Source organism: Pseudomonas sp. xss_4 (assembly GCF_043104125.1).
Lineage (GTDB): Bacteria > Pseudomonadota > Gammaproteobacteria > Pseudomonadales > Pseudomonadaceae > Aquipseudomonas > Aquipseudomonas parafulva_B.
Map to the genome: position 1 here is coordinate 147682 of NZ_JBICKJ010000038.1, position 22820 is coordinate 170501.

Below are 22820 nucleotides of genomic sequence, written 5' to 3' on the forward strand. Positions count from 1 at the left end.
ACGTTCGGGCTGCTGTTATATGCGCACACGCCACCTTAATACATCTTCGCCGGATCGGAAATGTCCTATCACCACTTGATGCTCGGCCCTTCAAGGCGTAAGGCGCAGTCGAGCCTCAGCGCATCGAGCAGCACCTGGTCATGGGAAGCAATCATCAGCGCACCGGTGAACCGCTCCAGCATCTTTTGCAGGGCCTTGAGCGATGGCAGGTCGAGGTGGTTGCCAGGTTCGTCCAGTAGCAGCAGCTCCACCGGGCGCCTGCGGTACAGGATCGCCGCCAGGGCCGCCTTTATGCGTTCGCCTCCACTGAGCAGTCTGCTGGGCAGCGCGACACGTGCAGCGTCCAGGCCCAGCTGAGCCAGCAGCATGCGTACATGGCTCTGATCCAGTGCCGGGTTGGCCTGTTCTACGTGTTCCAGCGCGCTTATGTCGGCCGACAACACGCTGCAGTGCTGGTCGAGCAGCGCCGTTTGGTCTGTGACCTTGAGGTGGCCTGCAGGCGCTGGCAACTGGCCGGCGATCATTTTCAGCAGTGTGCTCTTGCCGCTGCCATTGACGCCCGTCAGGGCACAACGTTGGCCCTGGCGCAGGCTGAGGTCGATGGGTACTTGTGTGCCATGCGGCAGGCGCAAGGCTTGCAGCAGTACCACCTGCCGCTGGACATTGGGCTCAAGCGTTGGCGTGTGCACGGTAATTTCGCAGGCTCTTTCGACCGCTTGCGCAGCGTCCCGCACCCTGTCGATCAGCTGTTGCCCGGCCGCCCGATGGCGTCGGCGCTGCTTGCCAAGCGTCGCCTGGCCGCCTTGCTGCTGGTGATCGAGCAGGATCTTGGCTTGGTTCACGCCCTTGGCATTGCGCCCCGCCCGGGCCTGGGCTTTGTCCAGTGCCTGGCGTTGCTGTAGCTGGGCTCTGGCTTGCTGCTGCTGGGAGCGCTTGAGGTGTGCCAACTGCTGCACAGCTTGCGTGGTCTCGCAGCGCTTTCGTGCCTGATAGTGGCTGAAGTTGCCGCCATAGGCTTTCAGGCCCAGGCTTGACAGTTCGAGGATACAGTCCATGTGCTCGAGTAGAGAACGGTCATGGCTTATCACGAGCAAGCCGCGGTTCCAGGTTTGCATCATCGCCAGCCACTGCGTGCGACCGTGGTCGTCCAGGTGGTTGGTAGGTTCATCGAGTATGAGAAAGTCGGCCTCGCTCAACCAGGCGCCAATCAGCGCCACGCCCATGGCCTGCCCGCCGCTCAGGGTATGGACAGGGCGTTGCAGGTCCAGGTGGCCCAGGCCATGGCGGTGCAGCTGGGCGCGCAGGCGCTCGGGCGCATCCCAGCGCTCGCCGACGGTGTCGAAGTCAGCCGCCTCCACGCTGCCGAGTGCGATCCGTTCGAGCGCTGCGATCAAGGGCCCCATCTGGGCCAGATCGGCCACGGTCTTGCTGGTGTCGATCACCTGTTGATCGACAAGATGGACACGGCCCAAGCGCTGGCACGTGCCGCTGCTGGGTGAACGCCGGCCAGCGAGCAGTTGGCCAAGCAGGCTCTTGCCCACGCCGTTGCGGCCTACCAGGCCGGTCCGGGTAGTGTCGAAGGTCTGGGTGAGATCGGTGAACAGTGGCCTGCCATCTGGCAAGACCAGGGTGACGCTGTCCAGCGTCAGGATCGACGTAGTCGTCATGTGCAACTCCACAAATGCCGCGACATTTCCGGTGGCGACCGGAAAGTGAAGACTGGCCGTCAAGCAGACGGCGGCATCAATGGCGCATTGGACGAATACCTCATGAAGGGGAAGTGGGAAGGGTAGAGGAGGATGGTCAGCGCGTAAAGCGGGCAGGCGATGAAGAGAAAGGGTAACTGCCTTGCACTTTATTCGTGGGTGGCGAGGGCGAGGGCGGGACGAAGGTCGCCGTCTGGCAGCAGTGCGGCTCCCCACAGCCTCGACAACGGTTGACCACCCGACAGCCACTGCGTAGCCTTGGCCGTTCGAGGTTCTCCGGCCAGGCCGGAGCTAAGACGGGAACGCGGTTCAAGCCGCGGCTGCCCCCGCAACTGTAGGCACCATCGATGGGTCGACACTGCCACTGCGCCAAGCGCGGGAAGGCGTCTTCCCCCAAGCCCGGTCCTGATGACCGTGCCTGGCGCAGGTGCAAGCCAGGAGACCTGCCTCGCAACGTTTTCGACTTTAAACCGGGCGGGGTGATCCGGTGGCGAACATGCCTGGCCTGTCTGGTCGGCGGCGCTCGTCCTGCATGCCCGCGCCATTCTGCCAAGGGCACTGCAACATGAAAACACTGGCCAAGCTCCCCGTTACCATCGTCACCGGCTTCCTGGGCTCGGGCAAGACTACCCTGTTGCGCCACATGCTCGACAACGCACAGGGTCGGCGCATCGCCGTGATCGTCAACGAATTCGGCGAGCTGGGCATTGATGGCGACATCCTCAAGCAGTGCAGCATCGGCTGCACCGAGGAAGAGGCCAATGGCCGGGTGTACGAACTGGCCAACGGTTGCCTGTGCTGCACCGTCCAGGAAGAGTTCTTCCCGGTGATGCGCGAACTGGTGGCGCGCCGCGGCGACCTGGACCATATCCTGATCGAAACCAGCGGCCTGGCGTTGCCCAAGCCGCTGGTACAAGCCTTCCAATGGCCTGAGATCCGCACCGCCTGCACCGTCGATGCGGTGATCACCGTGGTCGACAGCCCCGCCGTTGCCGCAGGCACTTTCGCCGCCTACCCGGACCAGGTCAACGCCCAGCGCAAGCTGGACCCGAACCTGGACCACGAGTCCCCCCTGCACGAGCTGTTCGCTGACCAACTGGCCAGCGCCGACCTGGTTGTGTTGAACAAAGCCGACCTGATCGATGCCGATGGCCTGGCCAAGGTGCGTGCCGAGGTCGCCGAAGAGCTGCCAGCGGCTGTCAAAGTCATCGAAGCCAGCAGTGGCAAGTTGCCGCTGGAGGTGTTGCTGGGCCTGGGCGCCGAGTCCGAGCAGCACATCGACGCCCGCCCGACCCACCACGATGCCCATCACGACGGCGATGACCATGACCATGATGCCTTCGATTCCATCTCCATCGACCTCCCCGAATCCGATGAGCGGGTGCTGATCGAGGCGCTCAACCAACTGGTGGTCGAGTACGGCATCCTGCGCGTCAAAGGCTTCGCCGCCATCGCTGGCAAGCCGATGCGCTTACTCATCCAGGGGGTAGGTACGCGCTTCGACAAGCACTTCGACCGCGCCTGGCGCGCCGAAGAGCCGCGCGTCACGCGCCTGGTGCTGATCGGTCAGGACCTTGACCCCGCCCAGCTCGAAGCGCGTCTGCGCCACGCTCTGGGCGCCTGACCCATGCACCTGCTGCGGACCCAGCCCGGCGGCTTCGTGCCGGACGACAGCATTGCCGACCTCGGCCAGACGCCTGCCGAACTGGTCATCCTCTGCAGCGGGGATTCGCACCTGGCCTTGCTCGCCGACAGCGCCGAGCAGTTGCCCGGCGACTATCCCAGCCTGCGCCTGGCCAACCCCATGCAGGTGCAGAACCACGCTTCGGTCGACCTTTATGTCGATCAGGTCTTGCAGCACGCCAAGGTCATCCTGGTATCGCTGCACGGCGGCGTGGGGTACTGGCGCTACGGTGTGGAACAATTGGTTACGCTCGCCGAGCGCGGCGTGCACGTGATCCTGGTGCCCGGCGACGACCGTCCCGACCCGGAACTGACCGGGCTTGGGTCCGTGCAGGGGGCGCAAGCCGAGCAGTTGTGGCACTACCTGCGCCAGGGTGGCAAGGCCAACGCACTCAGCCTGTTCTACTACCTAGCCAGTCAGTGGCTGGACCGTGACTATCCCTGGGCCGAGCCGCGGGCGTTGCCTCGCACGACGGTCTACCACCCTCAGGTGGGCAGTGGGACGCTGGAGGACTGGTACCCGCACTGGCATGCCGATCATCCGGTGGCGCCGATACTGTTCTATCGCTCGCACCTGCAAGCAGCGAACACGGCTTTCATCGATGTGTTCTGCCAGCGCCTGCAGGCAGCAGGTTTGAACCCGTTGCCGATTGCGGTGGCCAGCCTGAAGGAAAGCGCCTGCCTGGAACAGGTCGAAGCATGGCTCGACATGGTCGGCGCCGAGGTTGTGCTCAACACCACGGGTTTCGCCCTGTCCAGCCCGGAGCGTCCTAACCTGCGCCCCCTAAGACGAGACATACCCGTGTTGCAGGCCATTTGCGCGCAGGACAACCAACCGGGTTGGGAGGCCAGCGAGCAGGGCCTCGGCGCACGTGACCTGGCCATGCACATCGTGCTACCGGAACTGGACGGCCGCATCATCACCCGGCCGGTCAGCTTCAAGGACATGGCCTGGCACAGCGAACGCAGCCAATCGGATGTGGTGTGCTACCGCGCCCACCCCGAGCGCATGGATTTTGTGGCCGAGCTGGCACGGCGCTGGGTGACCCTGGCGCGCCAGCCCAATGCGCACAAGCGCGTGGCGTTGATCCTGGCAAACTACCCCACGCGCGATGGGCGCATCGGCAATGGCGTGGGCCTGGACACGCCGGCTGCGGCGCTCAATATCTTGCGTGCGCTGCGCACTGAAGGCTACCCGGTCAGCGAGCTGCCCGAGAGCGGTACCCAGTTGATCCATCAATTGCTGGGCGGTGTGACCAACGACCTCGACCAGATCGACCAGCGGCCCTGTGCCCAGAGCATGAGCCTGGTCGATTACCAGGCGGCATTCGACCGCCTGCCGGACGCCAACCGCCAGGCGGTACTGGAGCGCTGGGGGCTACCGGAGCAGGACCCGATGTTCCGCCAGGGCCGTTTGATGGTGGCAGGGGTGCGCATGGGGATGACCTTCGTCGGCATCCAGCCTGCTCGCGGCTATCAGGTAGACCCCAGCGCCGTTTATCACGATCCGGACCTGGTGCCACCCCATGGCTACCTGGCGTTCTATTTCTGGCTAAGGCATGTGTATGCGGCCGACGCTGTCATCCATGTCGGCAAGCACGGCAACCTGGAATGGCTGCCGGGCAAGGGGGTAGGGCTGTCCGATACGTGCTGGCCGGATGCGCTGCTCGGGCCGCTGCCCAACATCTATCCGTTCATCGTCAACGACCCAGGTGAGGGCGCGCAGGCCAAGCGACGCACGCAAGCCGTGATCATCGATCACCTGATGCCGCCGCTGACCCGCGCCGAGACCTACGGCCCGCTACGCCACCTGGAGCAATTGGCCGACGAATTCTACGAAGCACAATTGCTCGATCCGCGCCGCGCCCGTGAGTTGCAACGCGACATCCTCGAGCTGGTCAGGACCCACCACATCGACCGGGAATTGCAACTCGAAGGGCAGCTTGACGATGCAACCGTCTGGTTGCCACGCCTTGACACCTACCTGTGCGACCTCAAGGAATCGCAGATCCGCGATGGCCTGCATGTATTCGGCCAGTCGCCCGAGGGACGGTTGCGCCTGGACACGCTGCTGGCACTGCTGCGGGTTGAGCGTGGCGATGGGCGTGGCGGCAATGCGAGTGTGTTGCGCGCGCTGGCCAAGGCACTGGTCCCTGGCTTCGATCCGCTGGACTGTGACCTGGGGCAACCCTGGCAAGGCCCACGGCCCACGCTACTGCTGAACATCAGCGACCAGGCCTGGCGTACGGCTGGCGATACCCGCGAGCGCCTCGAACTGCTGGCATTACAGGTTATCGAGGGTGCGCTCGACGGCACGCTGCCAGCGCTGGAGGCGGAACTTGGCCAGCCCGTTCAGGCCGTTGTCGATCACCTGCGCGATACCGTGGCGCCGAGCCTGGACGCCTGTGGCGCCGCCGAGATGAACGGGCTGCTTGCAGCGCTCGCTGGGCGCTTCGTGCCTGCAGGGCCTAGTGGCGCGCCCAGCCGTGGTCGGCTTGACGTACTGCCCACAGGCCGCAATTTCTACACCGTCGATGTGCGCAACTTGCCGACCACCACAGCGTGGCGGCTAGGCTTCGCGTCGGCCAACCTGATACTCGAGCGTCATTTGCAAGACCATGGCGACCACTTGCGCCAGCTCGGGCTGTCGGTGTGGGGGACCGCGACCATGCGCACCGGTGGTGACGACATTGCCCAGGCCATGGCACTGATGGGTGTGCGGCCCGTTTGGGCCACCGGCAGCCAGCGGGTCGACGATTTCGAGATACTGCCCCTGAGCCTGCTGGACCGCCCGCGGGTGGACGTGACGCTGCGGGTGTCGGGTTTCTTCCGGGACGCCTTTGGCAGCCTCATCCGCCTGTTCGATGCTGCCGTTCAGGCCGTGGCCGGTCTTGATGAACCCGATGATCTGAACCCGTTGGCTGCGCGCGTGCGCAGCGAGCGTACGACTTTGCAGCAGCAGGGTGTAGACGCTGAGCAGGCGGCTCGCCAGGCCGGTTGGCGTGTCTTTGGCGCCAAGCCAGGTGCCTACGGGGCTGGCGTTCAGAATGCGATCGATGGGCGCCTGTGGCAAACCCGTGAAGACCTGGCCGAGGTCTACCTGAACCATGGCAGCTACGCCTATGGCGGGCAGGACGAGGGCACGCCGGCCAGGGCACAGTTCGTCGAGCGCCTGAGCAAGGTGCAGGCGGTGCTGCAAAACCAGGACAATCACGAACATGACGTGCTCGACTCCAACGACTACTACCAGTTCCAGGGCGGCATGCTGGCGGCCACTGAAACGCTGGCAGGCGCGTCCGTGGCCAGCTACCACGGTGATCACAGCCAGGTGGACCGACCGCGCATCCGCACGTTGAAGGAAGAGCTCAACCGCGTGATCCGCGCGCGTGCGCTGAACCCCAAGTGGATCGACGGCGTCAAACGCCACGGCTACAAAGGGGCGTTCGAGATGGCGGCGACGGTCGACAACCTGTTCGCCTTCGACGCCACGACGCACCTGATCGACGATCATCATTACCAGTCGCTGGCCGATGCCTATGTGCTGGACCCGGCGACCCGCGAATTCATGCGCGAGCACAACCCGCAGGCGCTGCGCGACCTCACCGAACGGCTGATCGAGGCGCAGCAACGCGGCCTCTGGCAGTCCCCCGGCGAGTACCGCGATGCCCTGGAAGAACAGCTGCTCGATGGCGAGGAACAGGCTTGAAATGAACGACGCTGCACAATTTCCCCTGGCCGCCGTGGTGGGGGCCGACGACTTGAAGTTGGCGCTGTGCCTGACGGCCATCGACCCCAGGATCGGCGGGGTGCTCATCGAAGGTCCGCGCGGCATGGCCAAGAGCACCCTGGCCCGCGGTTTGGCTGACCTGCTGGGCGATGGGCCTTTCGTGACCTTGCCGCTGGGCGCCAGTGAAGAGCGCCTGGTGGGCACACTCGACCTGGATGCGGCACTCGGGCAAGGCAAGGCGCAGTTCTCCCCCGGTGTGCTGGCTCAGGCCAATGGCGGCGTACTTTATGTGGATGAAGTCAACCTGCTGCCGGACACCTTGGTTGACTTGCTGCTCGATGTCGCCGCCAGTGGCACCAACCGTATCGAACGCGACGGCATCTCCCATCGTCACGATGCGCGCTTCGTCTTGATCGGCACCATGAACCCCGAAGAGGGCGAGTTGCGTCCCCAACTGCTCGACCGCTTCGGTCTGAATGTGGCGCTCGACGGTCTACCCGCACCTGATGCACGGCAACAGATCATCCGGCGTCGGCTGGCCTTCGACCATGACCCCCTGGCGTTCCGCGCCGAGTGGGCATCGGCCCAGGAGGGCTTGCGCAAGCGCTGTCATGCAGCGCGCCAGGCGCTGGACGACATCGCGCTGGATGACCGGACCTTGGCCAGTATCACCGAGCGCTGTTACGCCGCCGGAGTGGATGGGCTGCGGGCAGACCTGGTGTGGTTGCGCGCCGCCCGCGCTCACTGCGCATGGCGCGGGGCGGCGGCCATCGAGGTGTCTGACATCGACGCGGTGGAAGATTTCGCCTTGCGCCATCGCAGGCAGTCGCCTGCCCAGGCTACACCGCCCGCAGCCCCCGAACAGCCCCAGGCACAGACCGGCAGCAGCTCGGCCGAGAAAGGCGGGCAGGGGGATTGGGGTGCTTTGGCCCCACAGCCTGTGGCAAGCGGGCCAAGGCGTGAGGTGCCGAGCTGGGCAAAAAAGCCCTGAGCATCCGTCAGCCGGCCAAGACGACGGGTGCGCAAGCAGGCAAGGGTGCGCGCGCAGGTGCAAGCCGCGGTCGGGCCCAGGCTGCCAGTGCTGGCCAGGTCGCCTGGCTGCCGAGCCTGTTGAAGGGCCGGCCTCGGCACCGCGACGACTTGTGCTGGCACACCCGCAGAGGCGCACCGGCTCAGTTATGGCTGATCATCGTCGACGCCTCCGCCTCGACGCGTCGCCATCAGGCGCTCGCGCACACGAAAGGGCTGTTGGCGACATTGTTCGACCATGCCTACCGCCAGCGCGCACGGCTGGCTTTGTTGACGGCAAGTGGCAGTGCACCGCAATGGCAGCGCCATGGGCTCAAGGCTTCGGCCGCGCTGCAACCTTGGTTGCAGGCGCTTGGGGCGGGAGGGGGCACCCCGTTGCTGCCGGCGCTGGAGCAAGCCAGGCAGTGGCTGGGCAATCGGCGCAAGGCCTATCCGAACGAGGAAGTGCGCTGCCTGGTGTTTACGGACGGTCGTCTGCAGCAATGGGACCCTGTCGAGCCCTTGCCGTGCCCCACCTTGCTGGTTGACATGGAGCTGGCCCCGGTCCGGCTGGGCCGTGCTCGCCGGCTGGCGCAGCAACTGGCAGCAGACTATCAACACCTGCTTAGTTTCGAAGCGATGAAGTGATAACGGCGGGGTGCGGCAACAAGTCGCACGTTAGCAGGATGAAATATGCAGGGCCGCAAGTACATGTGCGTGGCAGAGCACGCACATGTCAACGCTGTTCATTTACTTGGGCATCGACCACGGCTGCAGGTGGTAGCCTTTTTCACAAAGTTCTGCGCGTACTTCCTCGATCAGGTTAAGCCACTGAGCTTTGTCGGAATAAGTTTGCGAGTTTACCTGTTTGCTGCCGATGCGGGTGCTGGTACGGTCGATGACCGCCAGGCTCAGGTCGCCAGTGCCGTTGGGGGCGTCCCAGGCCACGCAGTGGAAGGGTTCGAAGGCGTGGTCGGCGATCAGCAGTGCTTCGTTGACACGGAGCGGGGCATTCATGGTTCGGTCTCTCTGTGGTCCCAAACATTCAAGTGACGTCCGCGTTGCTTTAAGGTCGCCTCATGTATCGCGAAATGCAGCGCGGGTTATGTGTACTGATGCTCGATAGTCGGCATTGAGTCACATGGGTGCAGCAAAATAATCAACGATTATTCATTTTTGTTTCAACGCGCCCCATGTGAGGACGTTAACCATCGAAAATTCCCTGGCGAAATTAGGAAAAGCAGTGTTGGCAGACAGACGGTCATAGGCACCGTCAACTTAATTGCTACTGTTATTCGGGCGCCACAACTTACTGTTTTATTTCAAGAAACCAATACTTGGCGCCAAGGATCGGTCATGCAACAAACCGCAGTGCAACGCCGCCTGCTCATCGTCGATCCTTGTGACGATTGCCACCGCCTGACGCCAGGCTTGGTTCAGGCCGGGTGGGAGGTCGCCAGCTGCGCTTTGGCGCAGGCGCTGGAGCATCGTTGCGATGTAGGTGTACTGCGCCTGGATGAAGCGCACCTCAAGCACCCTGACGTGGTCAAGGACATGATCAAGCGCAGCAACACCGAGTGGATTGCGGTGCTGAGTGCCGAACAACTGCGCTCCCCGGCCGTCGGCGATTTCGTCTGTGAATGGTTCTTTGATTTCCATACATTACCCTTCGACGAATCGCGGGTGCAGGTCACTCTGGGCCGGGCCTTCGGCATGGCGCGGCTGCGTGGCAAGGGCACGGTCAAGGCATTCGACACCCAGGATGAGCTACTGGGTGAGAGCCGGCCGATTCGAGAATTGCGCAAGCTGCTGGGTAAGCTGGCACCGACCGAGTCGCCTGTGCTGATACGCGGTGAAAGCGGCACGGGGAAGGAACTGGTGGCGCGTACGCTGCACCGCCAGTCCCAGCGCAGCGGGCAGCCTTTCGTGGCGATCAACTGCGGGGCCATTCCCGAGCACCTGATTCAGTCCGAACTGTTCGGGCACGAAAAGGGCGCGTTCACAGGCGCCCACCAACGCAAGATCGGTCGCATCGAAGCCGCTAACGGCGGCACGCTGTTTCTCGATGAAATCGGCGACCTGCCACTGGAACTGCAGGCCAATCTGCTGCGCTTTCTCCAGGAAAAGCACATCGAGCGAGTGGGAGGCAGCCAGCCAGTACCGGTGGATGTACGGGTGTTGGCCGCCACCCACGTCGATTTGGAAAAGGCCATCGAGCAGGGCCGCTTCCGGGAAGACCTGTACTACCGTTTGAACGTGCTGCAGGTGGTCACCGCCCCGTTACGTGACCGCCATGGCGATCTGTCGATGCTGGCCAATCATTTTGCCCATTTCTACAGCCTGGAAACCGGCAGGCGGCCACGCTCTTTCAGTGAGCACGCGCTGATGGCCATGGGCCGGCACGATTGGCCGGGTAACGTGCGTGAGCTGGCCAATCGGGTGCGGCGTGGCCTGGTGCTTGCCGAAGGGCGCCAGATCGAGGCCAAGGACCTGGGTTTGCAGCCGTTTGCACAACAGCCGCCGCTGGGCACGCTGGAGGAGTACAAGCACAAGGCCGAGCGCCAGGCGTTGTGCGATGTGCTGGACCGTCACAGCGACAACCTCAGCGTTGCAGCCAAGGTGCTGGGCATCTCGCGGCCGACCTTCTATCGTTTGTTGCACAAGCACCAGATACGCTGAAACGCGCCTCAGTGAGGCGCGCGGACGATGGTCTTGAGCAGGTCTTCCGGGCTGATGTGGCCTACGACCTGGGCCACGGCGCTGCCAGGGGTGGGCAGGTCGATGATGTGGTTCTTCATCTTGCCGATCACGTGCATCTCGCAGGGTTTGCAGTCGAACTTCAGGGTCAGTACTTCATCCCCTTGGACCAGCTGCATCGGCGCCACCTTGGTACGCACCCCGGTCACCCCTTTGGCCTGCTTGGGGCACAGGTTGAAGGAGAAGCGCAGGCAGTGCTTGGTGATCATCACCGGCACTTCACCGTGTTCTTCGTGGGCTTCATAGGCCGCGTCGATCAACTGCACACCATGACGGTGGTAGAAATCCCGGGCTTTCTGATTGTAGACGTTGGCCAGGAACGACAGGTGCGACTCGGGATAGACCGGTGGTGGCGAGGTTTCCGGCTTGCGCCGGCCGTGGGGGTGCGCCTGTATGCGTTGCTCGGTCAGCGTCTCGATGGCCTGCCGGCGCAGGGCCTTGAGCTGCGAATTGGGAATGAAGAACGCCTGCGGGGCGTCCAGTTCGATGCTGTCGGCGTGGTAGAGCGTGGTGCCGAGCTGGCCAAGCAGGTCGTGCAGTTGGTCCAGCGCCTGCTCGGGCTTGTTCGCCGGGCCGAATGGGCCATCCAGGGCGACCTGCACTTGCACGCCTTCCTCGCTGGTCACGTTCAGGGTCAAGCGCTCCTGGCGCAGCACCGCCTGCCAGCTTACACCGATGCGGCGTTCGGCCGACGTACGCTGCAGGGCCTGCTGCCAATTGTGGTCCAGGTTACGCGAAAGCGGATGGTTTGGCCTTAGCTTGTGCAGCCCGGCAGGCATCTCGTTCGGTTCCACCCGGTAGCGGAAGCGCTTTTGGCCGTCTTCTTCGAATTCGCCGCGTGCCTCGGCAATGTTGGCCCTGAAGCCTACCACTTCACGCTTGACCAGCACATTGAGGCCATCCCCGTTGGTCAACGGCACGTCGGTGACGACCTGCAGGTCGCGCTTGCCCACTTTCTCCACCACACCCACTGGCAGGCCGGTGAAGGTAGGGGAGTCGAAAGCGCCGATATCGACCTTGCGGTCAGTCACGAAGTAATCGGTGCTGCCGCGGTGGAACGTCTTGTCCGGGTCCGGTACGAAGAAGTGTGCGGTACGACCGCTCGAGGCGCGGGCCAAGCCAGGACGGTCTTCCAGGATGGCGTCGAGCTCCTTGCGGTAATGGGCCGTGATGTTCTTCACGTAGCCCATGTCCTTGTAGCGCCCTTCGATCTTGAACGAGCGCACACCGGCATCGACCAGGTCGCGCAGATTGGCGGTCTGGTTGTTGTCCTTCATCGACAGCAGGTGCTTTTCGAACGCCACCACCCGGCCTTGGTCGTCCTTGAGCGTGTAGGGCAGACGGCACGCCTGGGAGCAGTCGCCCCGGTTGGCGCTGCGACCGGTCTGGGCGTGGGAGATGTTGCATTGCCCGGAGAACGCCACGCACAACGCGCCATGGATGAAGAACTCGATGGCGGCGTCCGTTTCGGCTGCGATGGCCCGGATTTGCTGCAGGTTCAGCTCGCGTGCAAGTACCAGCTGAGAAAAGCCAGCCTGGTCGAGAAACTTGGCCCGCTCCAGGGTACGAATGTCGGTCTGGGTACTGGCATGCAGCTCAATGGGTGGGATGTCGAGCTCCATGACCCCCAGGTCCTGCACGATCAGCGCATCGACGCCAGCGTCGTACAGCTGGTGAATCAGCGCGCGCGCCGGCTCCAGCTCGTTGTCGTGCAAGATGGTATTGATGGTGGTGAATACGCGCGCATGGTAGCGATGGGCGAACTCGACCAGCGCGGCGATATCGCCCACCTCGTTGCAGGCATTATGGCGTGCGCCAAAGCTAGGGCCGCCGATATAGATGGCATCGGCGCCATGCAGGATGGCCTCGCGGGCAATGGCCACGTCGCGGGCAGGGCTGAGCAGTTCCAGGTGATGCTTGGGAAGGGACATGTCGTTATGGTTTCGGCTGTCACGGTATAGCCGGGCATTGTACCGACGATTGTGCTGGGCGACACCCTCAGGCTGCGCTGGCCGGATGGCCGGGGCGGCTGCGCAGCCTATCGCAGCCGGTCCCACGCCCAGGCCGCACGCCCAAGGTTCTGGCCTTGAAAACAGCGGGCACAGGTCTGGATCATGCCAGTCGAGGCCCGCAACGGCCTCCGATCCTGTTCAGTCAGCCTTTGGCCGCCATCGCCGTCACTTCCACGCGCATGCCCTCGAACGCGAGCGCCGCCACGCCTACGGCGGCGCGCACTGGCCAGGGTTTGGCGAAGAAACGCTGGTACACCTGGTTGAAGGCGGCGCGGTCGGCCATGTCGGTCAGGTAGATGGTCAGGTGCAGCACCCGGTCCATACCGCTGCCGGCTTTCTCCAGAGCATCCTTCAAGGCCTGCAGCGTGCATTCGCTTTGCTCGACGATATCTCCCAACGCGAGGCTACCGTCAGGGTGCACCGGGACCTGAGTGGTTACCAGCATCCCGTTGTATTCGGCGACATCGGAGGAAATGGATTCTGGGTCGCTGTCTGGGGTGTAGACGATATCAGCATGTGCCATGGGGTCTGCCTTGCACGGTGGAAAAGCCTCAAGCCTACGCGAGCGGCCTGCGCCGGTCGAGAGGCCGGTTTTTTGCAAAGCGCGGCATTCACGGTCAGAATCGCCGCCATTGCAGAGAGGCTTACCGTGAACGAACACACCTTGTCCATGCGCCTGGAGCGTGTGGCCACCCATGTGCCCCAGGGCGCGCGTCTGGCTGATATCGGTTCTGATCATGGCTACTTGCCCGTAGCGTTGATGCTTCGCGAGCGCATCGAGTACGCAGTGGCCGGGGAGGTGGCCAGCCCCCCTTATGCGGCCGCTCAGCGTAACGTGCGCAAGCAGGGGCTCGAGTCGCGCATTGCCGTGCGCCTGGCCGATGGTTTGGCGGCCATCATCCCTGAGGACCGCATCACGGCCGTGAGCCTGTGCGGCATGGGCGGCGAGACCCTGTGCGAGATTCTCGAAGCGGGCAGAGCTCGTTTGGCGGGTGTCGAGCGCCTGGTACTGCAACCCAATGGCGCCGAACCGCAGGTGCGACAGTGGCTGATGAGCAACGGCTACCGTATCGTCGCTGAAGAGGTGCTGCGCGAGCACCGCTTCGACTACGAAATCATCGTGGCAGAACCCGGTCATGCGGCCTACAGTCCTCAGCAGGTGTATTTCGGCCCCTTGTTGATGCGGGACCATGGCCAGGCATTTCACGTGAAGTGGCAGCGCATGCTCGGGCAAAAAAAGCAGACCCTTGCCAATTTCGCCCAGGCCCGCGTCGCAGTGCCGCCTGCCAAGGTCGCCGACTTCGAACAACAGGTGGACTGGATCACCCGCCTGCTGGCCGAACGCCCCCACCTCGAGGACTAGCTTTCATGGACATGTTGCAGGCCATGCGTACCTTCGTCCGGGTGGTGGAGTGCGGCAGCTTCGCCGCGGCGGCCAACGCGCTGGACATCTCCGCCGCGCAGGTCTCGCGCATCGTGGCGGAGCTGGAGAATCAGCTGCAAACCCGATTGCTGCACCGCACCACCCGACGCTTGCGCATGAGCGAGGCGGGGGAGCGTTTTCTCGAGCGCGCACGGCAGATACTGCTATTGACCGACGAGGCAGTGGGGGAGGCACGTGGTGCTCACCTCACGCCCCGTGGCCGGCTGCGTGTGCATTGTCCCCATGGGCTTGGGTTGTTGTTGATGCCATTGGTGGCAGGCTACAACGCGCTTTGTCCCGAAGTGGTCATCGAGCTCACGCTTTCCCAGCGCAACCCCGACCCGCTGGCTGAAGGGCATGATGTGGTCATCACCGTCGACCAGGCATTGCCGGACTCACAGCTGATTGCCGTCCCCTTGGGCGCGATTTTCAGCATTGCCTGTGCCGCGCCCGGTTATCTGCATGAAAAAGGCGTACCTGCACGGCCCGACGACCTGCACCAGCATCGCTGCCTGCGCATGGCCTACCCGCTGTACGAGGGTGACTGGGTGTTCCCGCAGGCAGGTGGCGATTGCGTCATCGCACCCCAGGACAGCTTCATGACCAACGTGGCGGACGCCATGCTGGTCGCCAGCGAGTTGGGCATGGGTATCGGCCTGTTGCCGTTCTACACCGCCAGCCTGGCCATGGAGCAAGGGCGCCTGTACCGGGTGCTGGCGGACTACCGGCTGCGGGAAAATGCCTTGTATGCGATTTACCCCTCGCGGCATTACCTGGACGCCAAGGTCCGAACCTGGATCGACTACCTCAAAGAGCGGCTGCCGCCGATTTTCGCCGCCCACGCCCAGGTGGTCGAAGATCCCCGTTATTGCCGCTGACGGCAGCGGGGCACAAGCCCCGCCGTCCGTCCAAGCCTGGCCAGGAAGGCCGGGCCTTACAGTGCGTAGTGTTTAAGCTCACGTGCGATCAACATCCGCTGGATTTCGCTCGACCCTTCATAGATCTGGGTGATGCGCGCATCGCGGTAATGCCGCTCGACCGGATAATCCTCAAGGTAGCCGTAGCCACCATGGACCTGTATGGCCATCGAGCACACCCGCTCGGCCATCTCAGAGGCAAACAGCTTGGCCTGTGACGCTTCGGACAGGCACGGTCTGCCAGCGCTGCGCAGGCGCGCGGCGTGCAGGATGAGCAAGCGCGCCGCATTGATCTGCACCTGCATGTCGGCCAGCAGGTTGGCGATGCTCTGATGTTCGTGGATTGGCTTGCCGAACTGAATACGTTCCCGGGCGTAGCCCAGCGCTGCTTCGAAGGCAGCCCTGGCGATGCCCAGTGCCTGGGCCGCAATGCCGATTCGCCCGCCTTCGAGATTGGACAGGGCGATCGCCAGGCCTTTACCGCGCTCGCCCAGCAGGTTGGCAGCCGGAATGCGGCATTGCTCGAGCGTCACCGCGCAGGTATCGGAGGCGCGAATACCCATTTTGTGTTCGGTGCGATCGACCTTGAAGCCGGGGTTGTCGGTAGGTACGAGAAACGCCGACAGCCCTTTCTTGCCAAGCTCCGGATCGGTCACGGCGAACACGACGGCCAGCCCGGCGCGACGGGCATTGCTGACGAACTGCTTGCTGCCGTTGATCACCCATTGCCCGTCGACCAGTTCGGCGCGCGTGCGCAGGTTATGGGCTTCGGATCCCGCCTGGGGCTCGGTCAGGCAGAAGCAGCCAATCACCTCGCCACTGGCCAGCCGCGGCAACCAGTGCTGCTGCTGTTCAGGGGTACCGTAGGCCAGCAACGGGCCGCACCCTACCGAGTTGTGGATGCTCATCAAGGCCCCGGTGGAGCCACACCCGACTGAAATCTCTTCGACCGCCAGCGCATAGGCCACGTAGTCGGTATAGCTGCCGCCGAAGTCCTCGGGGACCACCATGCCCAGCAAGCCAAGTTCACCCATGCTGCGCACGACGGCGTCATCAATCCAGCCAACCTTTTCCCACGCCTGGGCGTGGGGCGCGATCTCGCCGCGGGCGAAGTCGCGGGCCATGTCGCGGATCATGATCTGCTCTTCGCTCAGTTCCACGTCTTGCATCTGCTGCTCCCAGGCTCAAAGGCCTTCGAAGAATTGGTCGATCCGCTGGCGCTCTAGGCCCTGCAAGGTAGGGGGATTCCACCGCGGTTGCTTGTCCTTGTCGATGATCAAGGCGCGTACGCCCTCGATGATGTCGCCGTGCTGGAACCACTGGCGATCCAGATGCAACTCCATTGCGAAGCAGTCTTCCAGGCTTAACTGTCGACCGCGGCGCAACATCTGCAACGTCACGGCCATGGCCAGGGGGGATCGGGTTTCCAACAGATCAGCAGTGGCCACGGCCCAGGCATGGCTATCGCCGATGCTGACGGCGCGCAACTGCTCGACGATGGCTGAGATATCGGGCAAGGCGAAGAAATGATCGATCGCTGGACGGAGCGCGGCCAGTGGCGGACCTTCCAGCGTCTGGGTGCCCAGGCGCGCCAACAGGTTCTGCAAGTCCTTGAGCGGATTGTCACTCAGGGATAACTGGTCCAGCTCCCGATCAAGGGCCTCGATCTTGTCGCTCGTCACATACCAGTTGGCCAGGCCGCAATACAGGGCATCGGCCGCCTGGACTTGTGTACCGGTTACGCCGAGGTAGGTCCCCAGCTCGCCCGGCAGGCGTGACAGGAAGTAGCTGCCCCCTACGTCGGGGAAATAGCCGATGCCTACCTCTGGCATGCCCAGGCGGCTGCGCTCGGTGACCACGCGCAGGTCGCAGCCCTGTGCCAGGCCCATGCCACCGCCGAGGGTGAAGCCGTCCATGAGCACCAAAATGGGCTTGCGGTAGCGGTGTATCAGCAAGTCCAGGGCATATTCTTCGGCGAAGAAAGCCTCGTGCAGGTCGTCGCCGGCTTTGTAGCTGTCATGCAGCGAGCGGATGTCGCCACCGGCGCAGAAGCCCTTCGGGCCTTCGCCGCGCAAGACGATGGCGCGTACGTTCGGGTCGTTAGCCCAGGCGTCCAGGTGCTTGCGCAAGCTGCGCACCATGTCCAAAGTCAGGGCGTTCAATCCGGCGGGGCGGTTGAGACGCAGGTGGCCGATCTGGTTGCGAACCTCGCTCAGGATGTGTTCGGTAACCGGCGTTTGAATAAGCGCTGTCATTGCGGTCTCCCTGCTTGTTATTGATTTTCCATGTGAAATCTGGAGTTCGCTGGAGGATCGCTGGATCCTGGCATGCGAATTTGCCTCGTACAATCGACAATTGTGCAGGGGCATCGTGCATTTTTGCGCCGGGGCCCGTGGTGCTGTGAGTCCGCGTCGGTTGGAACCAGCCTTGAGGCTTCATAGCCGTTCACTGTAGCTGCGAATCAGGCGCCAAGGGTGCGTTATCGGCGCCACGCTATGGCTATTACAAGTGTTACAAGCGGGGCTCTTGGCTTGAAAGCACCGTGGGAGAGGGTTGGTCTTCGCGGGCTGTTGTAAATCCAGCAGCCGGGTTTGGTCACCCGCAATCATCAAGGCGCATCAGCGCCGCTCAGCGAATCAGTCGGCGTTTTTTTGTGCGCGGCTGTCTCGTGTCATGGCGGCTGTGCGTGGGGCGCCTCCGTGCGCGCCGGTTTCCTTGATTCCCGGTTGACCAACCCGCGTACAGTCGCCACCCATTCGTTTGGTCACGTTGCGTGGCGGCTCCTGATGAATCAAGGAGAACACCATGACAAAAGGGTTACCTGATCCTCCTGCCAGTCTCACAACCGCGCCCACCTCATTCTCTACCTGTGAAAGTAGCCATCCGCCTTTGTTTTCAGTACGTCCGGGCGTCGATCTTGAAGACGCGCTCGTGCACCTGTCCACGCTGTTGCGTGGCGCCTATGCCGCCAATCTGAAGGCCATGGAGTTGGCCAGGGGGACCTGCTTCGACCTGTTGCTGGGCAATGACCATGGGCTGGAATCGGCCACGGCGGTGGTAGAGGCTTTGTTGAGTGGGTTAGAGGCTCAGCGGCGGGTACCTGACCGCTAGTTGACGACAGCGAGGTGCCTCTAGCGAGTGGCGGAGTCAATTGCCTCGCTCCGCCCTTGGTAGTTAGCGAACTCCCAGGGTGAAAGCGGTCATGGTCGATATAAGGAATGCTCTGGTGCCACCGGAGCGGTTGCCAGCCTTGCCTCGGCTTACTTGACCAAACCCGCAAGAGGACAATGCAACACCAACTTCGCCCCGCCTAACCGACTTTCACCAATCTCCAACCCAAACCCGTGCAAGTCCACGATCGCCGCCACGATGGACAAACCCAGGCCGAAGCCCGCATGCCGATGCCCCTCGTCACTGCGATAGAACCGCTTGAGCACAGCAGTACGCTCCTGTTCGGCAATGCCAGGTCCCGTGTCCTCCACCGCCAGGTGCACGCCAGTGTCATCTTGGGAAGCTGTGATCTGCACCTGCCCACCTTCGGGCGTAAACTTGATGGCGTTGCCCACCAGGTTGGCCAGTGCTTCGAACAACAATTCGCGGTCGCCATGCAGCGGCGCCTGTTGCCCTGGTTGGTGCAAGGTCAATTGGATGCCACCGTCCTCCGCCAGTGGCAGGTAGAAATCGTGCAGTTCCACCAACAGGTCATGTGGGTCCAGCTGCGTGAACCCTGCGCGGCGCTGGCGATCTTCCAGCTCGCTGATCCGCAACAGCCCGCGAAAGCGTGCCATCAGCGTATCGGTTTCACCAATGGCTTGATCCAGTGCCTCGGCCTGGGCGGTATCGGCATCGCTTTGCTGGCGTATGCGGTACAGCTGGGCGCGCAGCCGCGTCAGCGGCGTGCGCAGGTCATGGGCGATGTTGTCGCACACACCTTTTACCTCATGCATCAGGCGCTCGATGCGGTCGAGCATGGCGTTGACGATGTCCGCCAGCATGTCCAACTCATCGCGCCGTGCCGACAGCGGCAAGCGATGGGTAAGGTCGCCCGCCACGATCAGCTCGGCCTGAGCCTGTACCGCGCGGATGCGCTTGAGTGGCCGGCGCCTGAGCAGGTACCAACCTGCGAAACCTGGAATCAGCGTTAGCGAAATGCCCCATAGCAAGGCGTCGAGGATGATACGTGTGACAACGAACAACGAGCCGTTGTCCCGGAACAACACCAACCAGCGGCCATCCTGCACCTTGATCGCCACCGCATCGCAGCTATGGCGCGGCATGTTCGGGTCGTCGGCGTTCAGGCAGCGCTTGAGCTCGTGGATCTTGCCGTTCAGCGCCAGCCCAGGGGGAAGGGCACGTACGCTACCGCCCAGCGGGTTGAGTTGCGCGTCGAACAGGCCATAGGCATCGAAGCTGCGTTCTTCGAAGGCTTGGCTCGCAATCAGGGCGTCGTCCAGTTGCTTGCCGCTCATGTGCGCGAACAGGTGTTGGCGCTGCAGCATCGAATGACGGGTGAGTTTGTTCAGGTAGCTGGAAACCTCGAAGTACAGCACCCCCATAAGGATGCTGCTCCAGGCCACGAACAGGAAGCTGTAGAGCGCCAGCAGCCGGCTCGTGGAAGAACTCCAGCCCTTAGACGGGTTCAGCAATGGCATAACCGGAGCCCCGTACGGTACGGATCAACGGCGACTGGCCAGGCAGGTCGATCTTCTTGCGCAGGCGGCCGATGTGCACGTCAATGAGGTTGGTGCCTGGATCGAAGTGATATCCCCAGACCTCCTCGAAGATCATCATCCGGGTAATCACCTGACCGCTGTGCCGCATCAGGTATTCCAGCAGTTTGTACTCGGTGGGCAGCAAATTGAGCGTGTGCTCGCCGCGTCGGGCTTCATGGGTGATGAGGTCCAGCTCCAGGTCGGCCACCTGCAGGCGAGTCTGCGTCATGGGCACACTGTTACGGCGTAGCAAGACTTCGACGCGCGCTGCCATCTCGTCCGAGGCGAACGGTTTGGTCAGGTAGTCGTCGCCGCCTGCACGCAGGCCTCGGACCCGTTCATCCACGTCAGACAGCGCACTGATCATCAGGATCGGCGTGGCGATCTTGAGATTGCGTAAAGTAGTAACAATGGTCAGCCCGTCCACCTCCGGCAGCATGCGATCAAGGGTAATCAGGTCATAGCCGCCGGCGATAGCCTTGGCCAGGCCCTCGCGACCATTGTCGGCCCAGTCAACGTCCAAGCCATGGCTGTTGAGTTCAGCGACGATTTCCTGGCCGGTGACGGCGTCGTCTTCGATGGTGAGTACGCGAGGCATGCGGGATCCCGAACATCCAGATGAAAGCCTGATTGTGCCAAAGAACGGCCAGCAGGCGATTTAAGAATAATTCATCTGGCGCCTGTTGCATGGCCTTGCTTGTTTATCGGCATGGGCAGCACATGGGCAAGCAAGTGCGACTCGGCTGTGAGAGGATAGGCCGCATCACAGCCAGGACCCGAACACAGCCTGATGAAGACACCCAAGAGAATCGAACCCCTGATCGAGGATGGCCTGGTCGACGAGGTACTGAGGCCGTTGATGAGTGGCAAGGAGGCCGCCGTGTACGTGGTGCGCTGTGGCAACCAGGTGCGCTGCGCCAAAGTGTACAAGGAAGCCAACAAGCGCAGTTTCCGCCAGGCGGCCGAGTATCAGGAAGGGCGCAAGGTGCGTAACAGCCGTCAGGCCCGGGCCATGGCCAAGGGCAGCAAGTACGGGCGCAAGGAAGCCGAGGATGCCTGGCAGAACGCCGAGGTGGCCGCGTTGTTCCGGCTGGCTGGGGCAGGCGTCAGGGTACCCAAGCCCTACGACTTCCAGGATGGCGTGCTGCTCATGGAGCTGGTAACCGATGCCGATGGCAATGCTGCGCCCCGGCTGAACGATGTTCACCTCGAGGCGGACCAGGCGCGGGATTATCACGGGTTCGTGATCAGCCAGATCGTACTGATGCTCTGCTCAGGGCTCGTCCATGGCGACCTCTCGGAGTTCAACGTACTCCTGGGTCCGGACGGGCCGGTGATCATCGACTTGCCCCAGGCAGTGGACGCTGCGGCCAACAACCATGCGTTCAGCATGCTGCAGCGCGATGTGTCGAACATGGCGCATTATTTTGGACGCTTTGCCCCTGAGCTGAAAGCCACCCGTTACGCGCAGGAAATGTGGGCCCTCTACGAAGCCGGCGAATTGCGCCCCGACAGCCCACTCACGGGGTTGTTCGCTGAAGATGAGCAGGCAGCGGACGTGGCCGGCATCATGCGCGAGATCGACGCCGCCCGGCTGGACGATGCCCGCCGCCGCGAAGCGCGAGCCGAGGCCGAGCAAGGGCAACCGCAGGCTGAAGAGCCAACCCCGCCCTGGCTGCGCTGACACAGCCAACCTACCGGTGCGCCCACCCCATACATCAGGCCGCGCCGGCCAGGTTTCGGCCTGCGCGACGGTCATTGCCTTTGACGCAAGACAATATCTCGTCATTTGGCCTTTCCAGTGTCGCGGCTCGGGCTTAAGGTATACGCCGTTCATCTTTCTGGAGCTGTCATGTCCACTCTTTTTCCGTCCGTCCGTCCCCGCCGTCTGCGCAAGAGCCAAGCGCTGCGCAGCGTCTTTCAGGAGACCGAGTTCCGCCTCGATGATCTGATCCTGCCGATCTTCGTGGAGGAGGGTATCGATGACTTCGTGCCGATCAAGAGCATGCCTGGCGTCAATCGCATTCCCGAGAAGCTGTTGGCGCAGGAAATCGAGCGGTACGCCCGTGCCGGCATCCGTTCGGTAATGACCTTTGGGGTCTCCCACCACCTGGACGCCGTGGGCAGCGACACCTGGAATGAAAACGGCCTGGTCGCGCGCATGTCGCGGATCTGCAAGGATGCAGTGCCGGAAATGGTCGTGATGTCCGACACCTGCTTCTGCGAATACACCAGCCACGGCCACTGCGGCGTGCTGCATGACCACGGCGTGGACAACGACGCCACCTTGGCCAACCTCGGCAAGCAGGCCGTGATCGCCGCAGCGGCAGGTGCGGATTTCATCGCGCCTTCGGCGGCCATGGACGGGCAGGTTCAGGCGATACGCAGCGCGTTGGACGGCGCGGGCTTCCATGACACGGCGATCATGGCCTATTCCACCAAGTTCGCCTCTTCGTTGTATGGGCCTTTCCGCGAAGCGGGCGGTACGGCGCTCAAGGGCGACCGCAAGAGCTACCAGATGAACCCCATGAACCGCCGCGAGGCGGTGCGCGAATCACTGCTCGACGAGCAGGAAGGCGCCGACGTGCTCATGGTCAAGCCGGCCGGTGCCTATCTGGACGTGATTGCCGACATCCGTAACGCCTCGCGCCTGCCATTGGCGGCCTACCAGGTCAGCGGCGAGTACGCCATGATCAAGTTCGGTGGACTGGCTGGCGCCATCGATGAGGGCCGCGTCATGCGCGAGAGCATCGGGGCGATCAAGCGTGCGGGCGCCGACTTGATCCTGACCTACTTCGCCATGGACCTGGCGCTGGAAGGTATTTGAAAACGCGGTCGCTGGGGCTGCGCAGCCGCCCCAGCAACCCAGTGCCTC

Annotated in this window: 18 protein-coding genes and 1 riboswitch; of the genes, 10 read left to right on the forward strand and 8 right to left on the reverse strand. The window is 63.2% G+C overall.

Translation table 11 applies throughout. The features are described 5' to 3' along the window. Nucleotides 1-68: 68 nt before the first annotated feature. The gene (locus tag ACF8GB_RS07670) at nucleotides 69-1667 is read right to left on the reverse strand and encodes an ATP-binding cassette domain-containing protein (RefSeq protein WP_392526783.1); all 1599 of its coding nucleotides are present in this window, start codon (nucleotides 1665-1667) and stop codon (nucleotides 69-71) included. A gap of 291 nt (nucleotides 1668-1958) precedes the next feature. Continuing rightward, nucleotides 1959-2172: riboswitch (cobalamin riboswitch) on the forward strand. 99 nt (nucleotides 2173-2271) lie between these two features. Here ACF8GB_RS07670 and cobW point away from each other — a divergent pair. From cobW to ACF8GB_RS07690, 4 genes are all read left to right on the forward strand, one after another. Next, entirely contained in the window at nucleotides 2272-3330 is a 1059-nt protein-coding gene (cobW, locus tag ACF8GB_RS07675; protein ID WP_392526784.1) for a cobalamin biosynthesis protein CobW, read from the forward strand. 3 nt (nucleotides 3331-3333) lie between these two features. Beyond that, nucleotides 3334-7095 (forward strand): cobaltochelatase subunit CobN, encoded by a 3762-nt coding sequence (cobN, locus tag ACF8GB_RS07680; RefSeq protein WP_392526785.1) that lies wholly within the window; start codon nucleotides 3334-3336, stop codon nucleotides 7093-7095. Nucleotide 7096: 1 nt separating this feature from the next. After that, a complete protein-coding gene (locus ACF8GB_RS07685) occupies nucleotides 7097-8107 on the forward strand; it encodes an ATP-binding protein (protein WP_078478555.1) in 1011 nt (336 codons plus the stop codon). A 107-nt stretch (nucleotides 8108-8214) separates the two neighbouring features. Next, on the forward strand, nucleotides 8215-8772 hold the full coding sequence (locus tag ACF8GB_RS07690; protein WP_058638294.1) for a VWA domain-containing protein: 558 nt from the start codon (nucleotides 8215-8217) through the stop codon (nucleotides 8770-8772). Nucleotides 8773-8874: 102 nt separating this feature from the next. On the opposite strand, the gene ACF8GB_RS07695 is transcribed toward ACF8GB_RS07690, so the two are convergent. Then, nucleotides 8875-9141, reverse strand: a complete 267-nt coding sequence (locus ACF8GB_RS07695; RefSeq protein ID WP_058638293.1) for a hypothetical protein — start codon at nucleotides 9139-9141, stop codon at nucleotides 8875-8877. A gap of 339 nt (nucleotides 9142-9480) precedes the next feature. Here ACF8GB_RS07695 and ACF8GB_RS07700 point away from each other — a divergent pair, with 339 nt between their 5' ends. Then, complete coding sequence (locus ACF8GB_RS07700) at nucleotides 9481-10803, forward strand: sigma-54 dependent transcriptional regulator (RefSeq protein WP_058638292.1); 1323 nt, start codon at nucleotides 9481-9483, stop codon at nucleotides 10801-10803. Nucleotides 10804-10811: 8 nt separating this feature from the next. Here ACF8GB_RS07700 and ACF8GB_RS07705 read toward each other — a convergent pair whose 3' ends face one another. Continuing rightward, nucleotides 10812-12812, reverse strand: a complete 2001-nt coding sequence (locus ACF8GB_RS07705; protein WP_196121675.1) for a U32 family peptidase — start codon at nucleotides 12810-12812, stop codon at nucleotides 10812-10814. Between the two features lie 223 nt (nucleotides 12813-13035). Further along, nucleotides 13036-13416 (reverse strand): RidA family protein, encoded by a 381-nt coding sequence (locus tag ACF8GB_RS07710; protein ID WP_058638290.1) that lies wholly within the window; start codon nucleotides 13414-13416, stop codon nucleotides 13036-13038. 126 nt (nucleotides 13417-13542) lie between these two features. Between ACF8GB_RS07710 and ACF8GB_RS07715 the strand changes: the two genes are divergently transcribed. Together ACF8GB_RS07715 and ACF8GB_RS07720 are read left to right on the forward strand one after the other, a co-directional pair. Further along, the gene (locus ACF8GB_RS07715) at nucleotides 13543-14256 is read left to right on the forward strand and encodes a tRNA (adenine(22)-N(1))-methyltransferase (RefSeq protein WP_392526786.1); all 714 of its coding nucleotides are present in this window, start codon (nucleotides 13543-13545) and stop codon (nucleotides 14254-14256) included. A gap of 5 nt (nucleotides 14257-14261) precedes the next feature. After that, nucleotides 14262-15194, forward strand: coding sequence for a LysR family transcriptional regulator (locus tag ACF8GB_RS07720; protein ID WP_392526787.1), 933 nt, complete (start codon nucleotides 14262-14264; stop codon nucleotides 15192-15194). A gap of 56 nt (nucleotides 15195-15250) precedes the next feature. Here the strand turns inward: ACF8GB_RS07720 and ACF8GB_RS07725 are convergent, their stop codons facing one another. Together ACF8GB_RS07725 and ACF8GB_RS07730 are read right to left on the reverse strand one after the other, a co-directional pair. After that, the gene (locus ACF8GB_RS07725) at nucleotides 15251-16402 is read right to left on the reverse strand and encodes an acyl-CoA dehydrogenase family protein (protein ID WP_392475649.1); all 1152 of its coding nucleotides are present in this window, start codon (nucleotides 16400-16402) and stop codon (nucleotides 15251-15253) included. Between the two features lie 15 nt (nucleotides 16403-16417). Then, on the reverse strand, nucleotides 16418-17488 hold the full coding sequence (locus tag ACF8GB_RS07730; protein ID WP_196126665.1) for an enoyl-CoA hydratase/isomerase family protein: 1071 nt from the start codon (nucleotides 17486-17488) through the stop codon (nucleotides 16418-16420). Between the two features lie 550 nt (nucleotides 17489-18038). Between ACF8GB_RS07730 and ACF8GB_RS07735 the strand changes: the two genes are divergently transcribed. Further along, nucleotides 18039-18344 (forward strand): DUF3077 domain-containing protein, encoded by a 306-nt coding sequence (locus tag ACF8GB_RS07735; protein WP_167339427.1) that lies wholly within the window; start codon nucleotides 18039-18041, stop codon nucleotides 18342-18344. Between the two features lie 149 nt (nucleotides 18345-18493). Here the strand turns inward: ACF8GB_RS07735 and ACF8GB_RS07740 are convergent, their stop codons facing one another. Both ACF8GB_RS07740 and ACF8GB_RS07745 read right to left on the reverse strand, forming a co-directional pair. Further along, on the reverse strand, nucleotides 18494-19885 hold the full coding sequence (locus tag ACF8GB_RS07740; RefSeq protein WP_392526788.1) for a sensor histidine kinase: 1392 nt from the start codon (nucleotides 19883-19885) through the stop codon (nucleotides 18494-18496). Next, on the reverse strand, nucleotides 19863-20543 hold the full coding sequence (locus ACF8GB_RS07745) for a response regulator transcription factor (RefSeq protein ID WP_058605448.1): 681 nt from the start codon (nucleotides 20541-20543) through the stop codon (nucleotides 19863-19865). The genes ACF8GB_RS07740 and ACF8GB_RS07745 overlap by 23 nt, the downstream gene beginning before the upstream one ends. Nucleotides 20544-20735: 192 nt before the next feature. Here ACF8GB_RS07745 and ACF8GB_RS07750 point away from each other — a divergent pair, with 192 nt between their 5' ends. After that, nucleotides 20736-21629, forward strand: a complete 894-nt coding sequence (locus ACF8GB_RS07750; protein WP_392526790.1) for a PA4780 family RIO1-like protein kinase — start codon at nucleotides 20736-20738, stop codon at nucleotides 21627-21629. 168 nt (nucleotides 21630-21797) lie between these two features. Further along, nucleotides 21798-22772, forward strand: coding sequence for a porphobilinogen synthase (gene hemB, locus ACF8GB_RS07755; RefSeq protein ID WP_027916474.1), 975 nt, complete (start codon nucleotides 21798-21800; stop codon nucleotides 22770-22772). Nucleotides 22773-22820 lie beyond the last annotated feature (48 nt).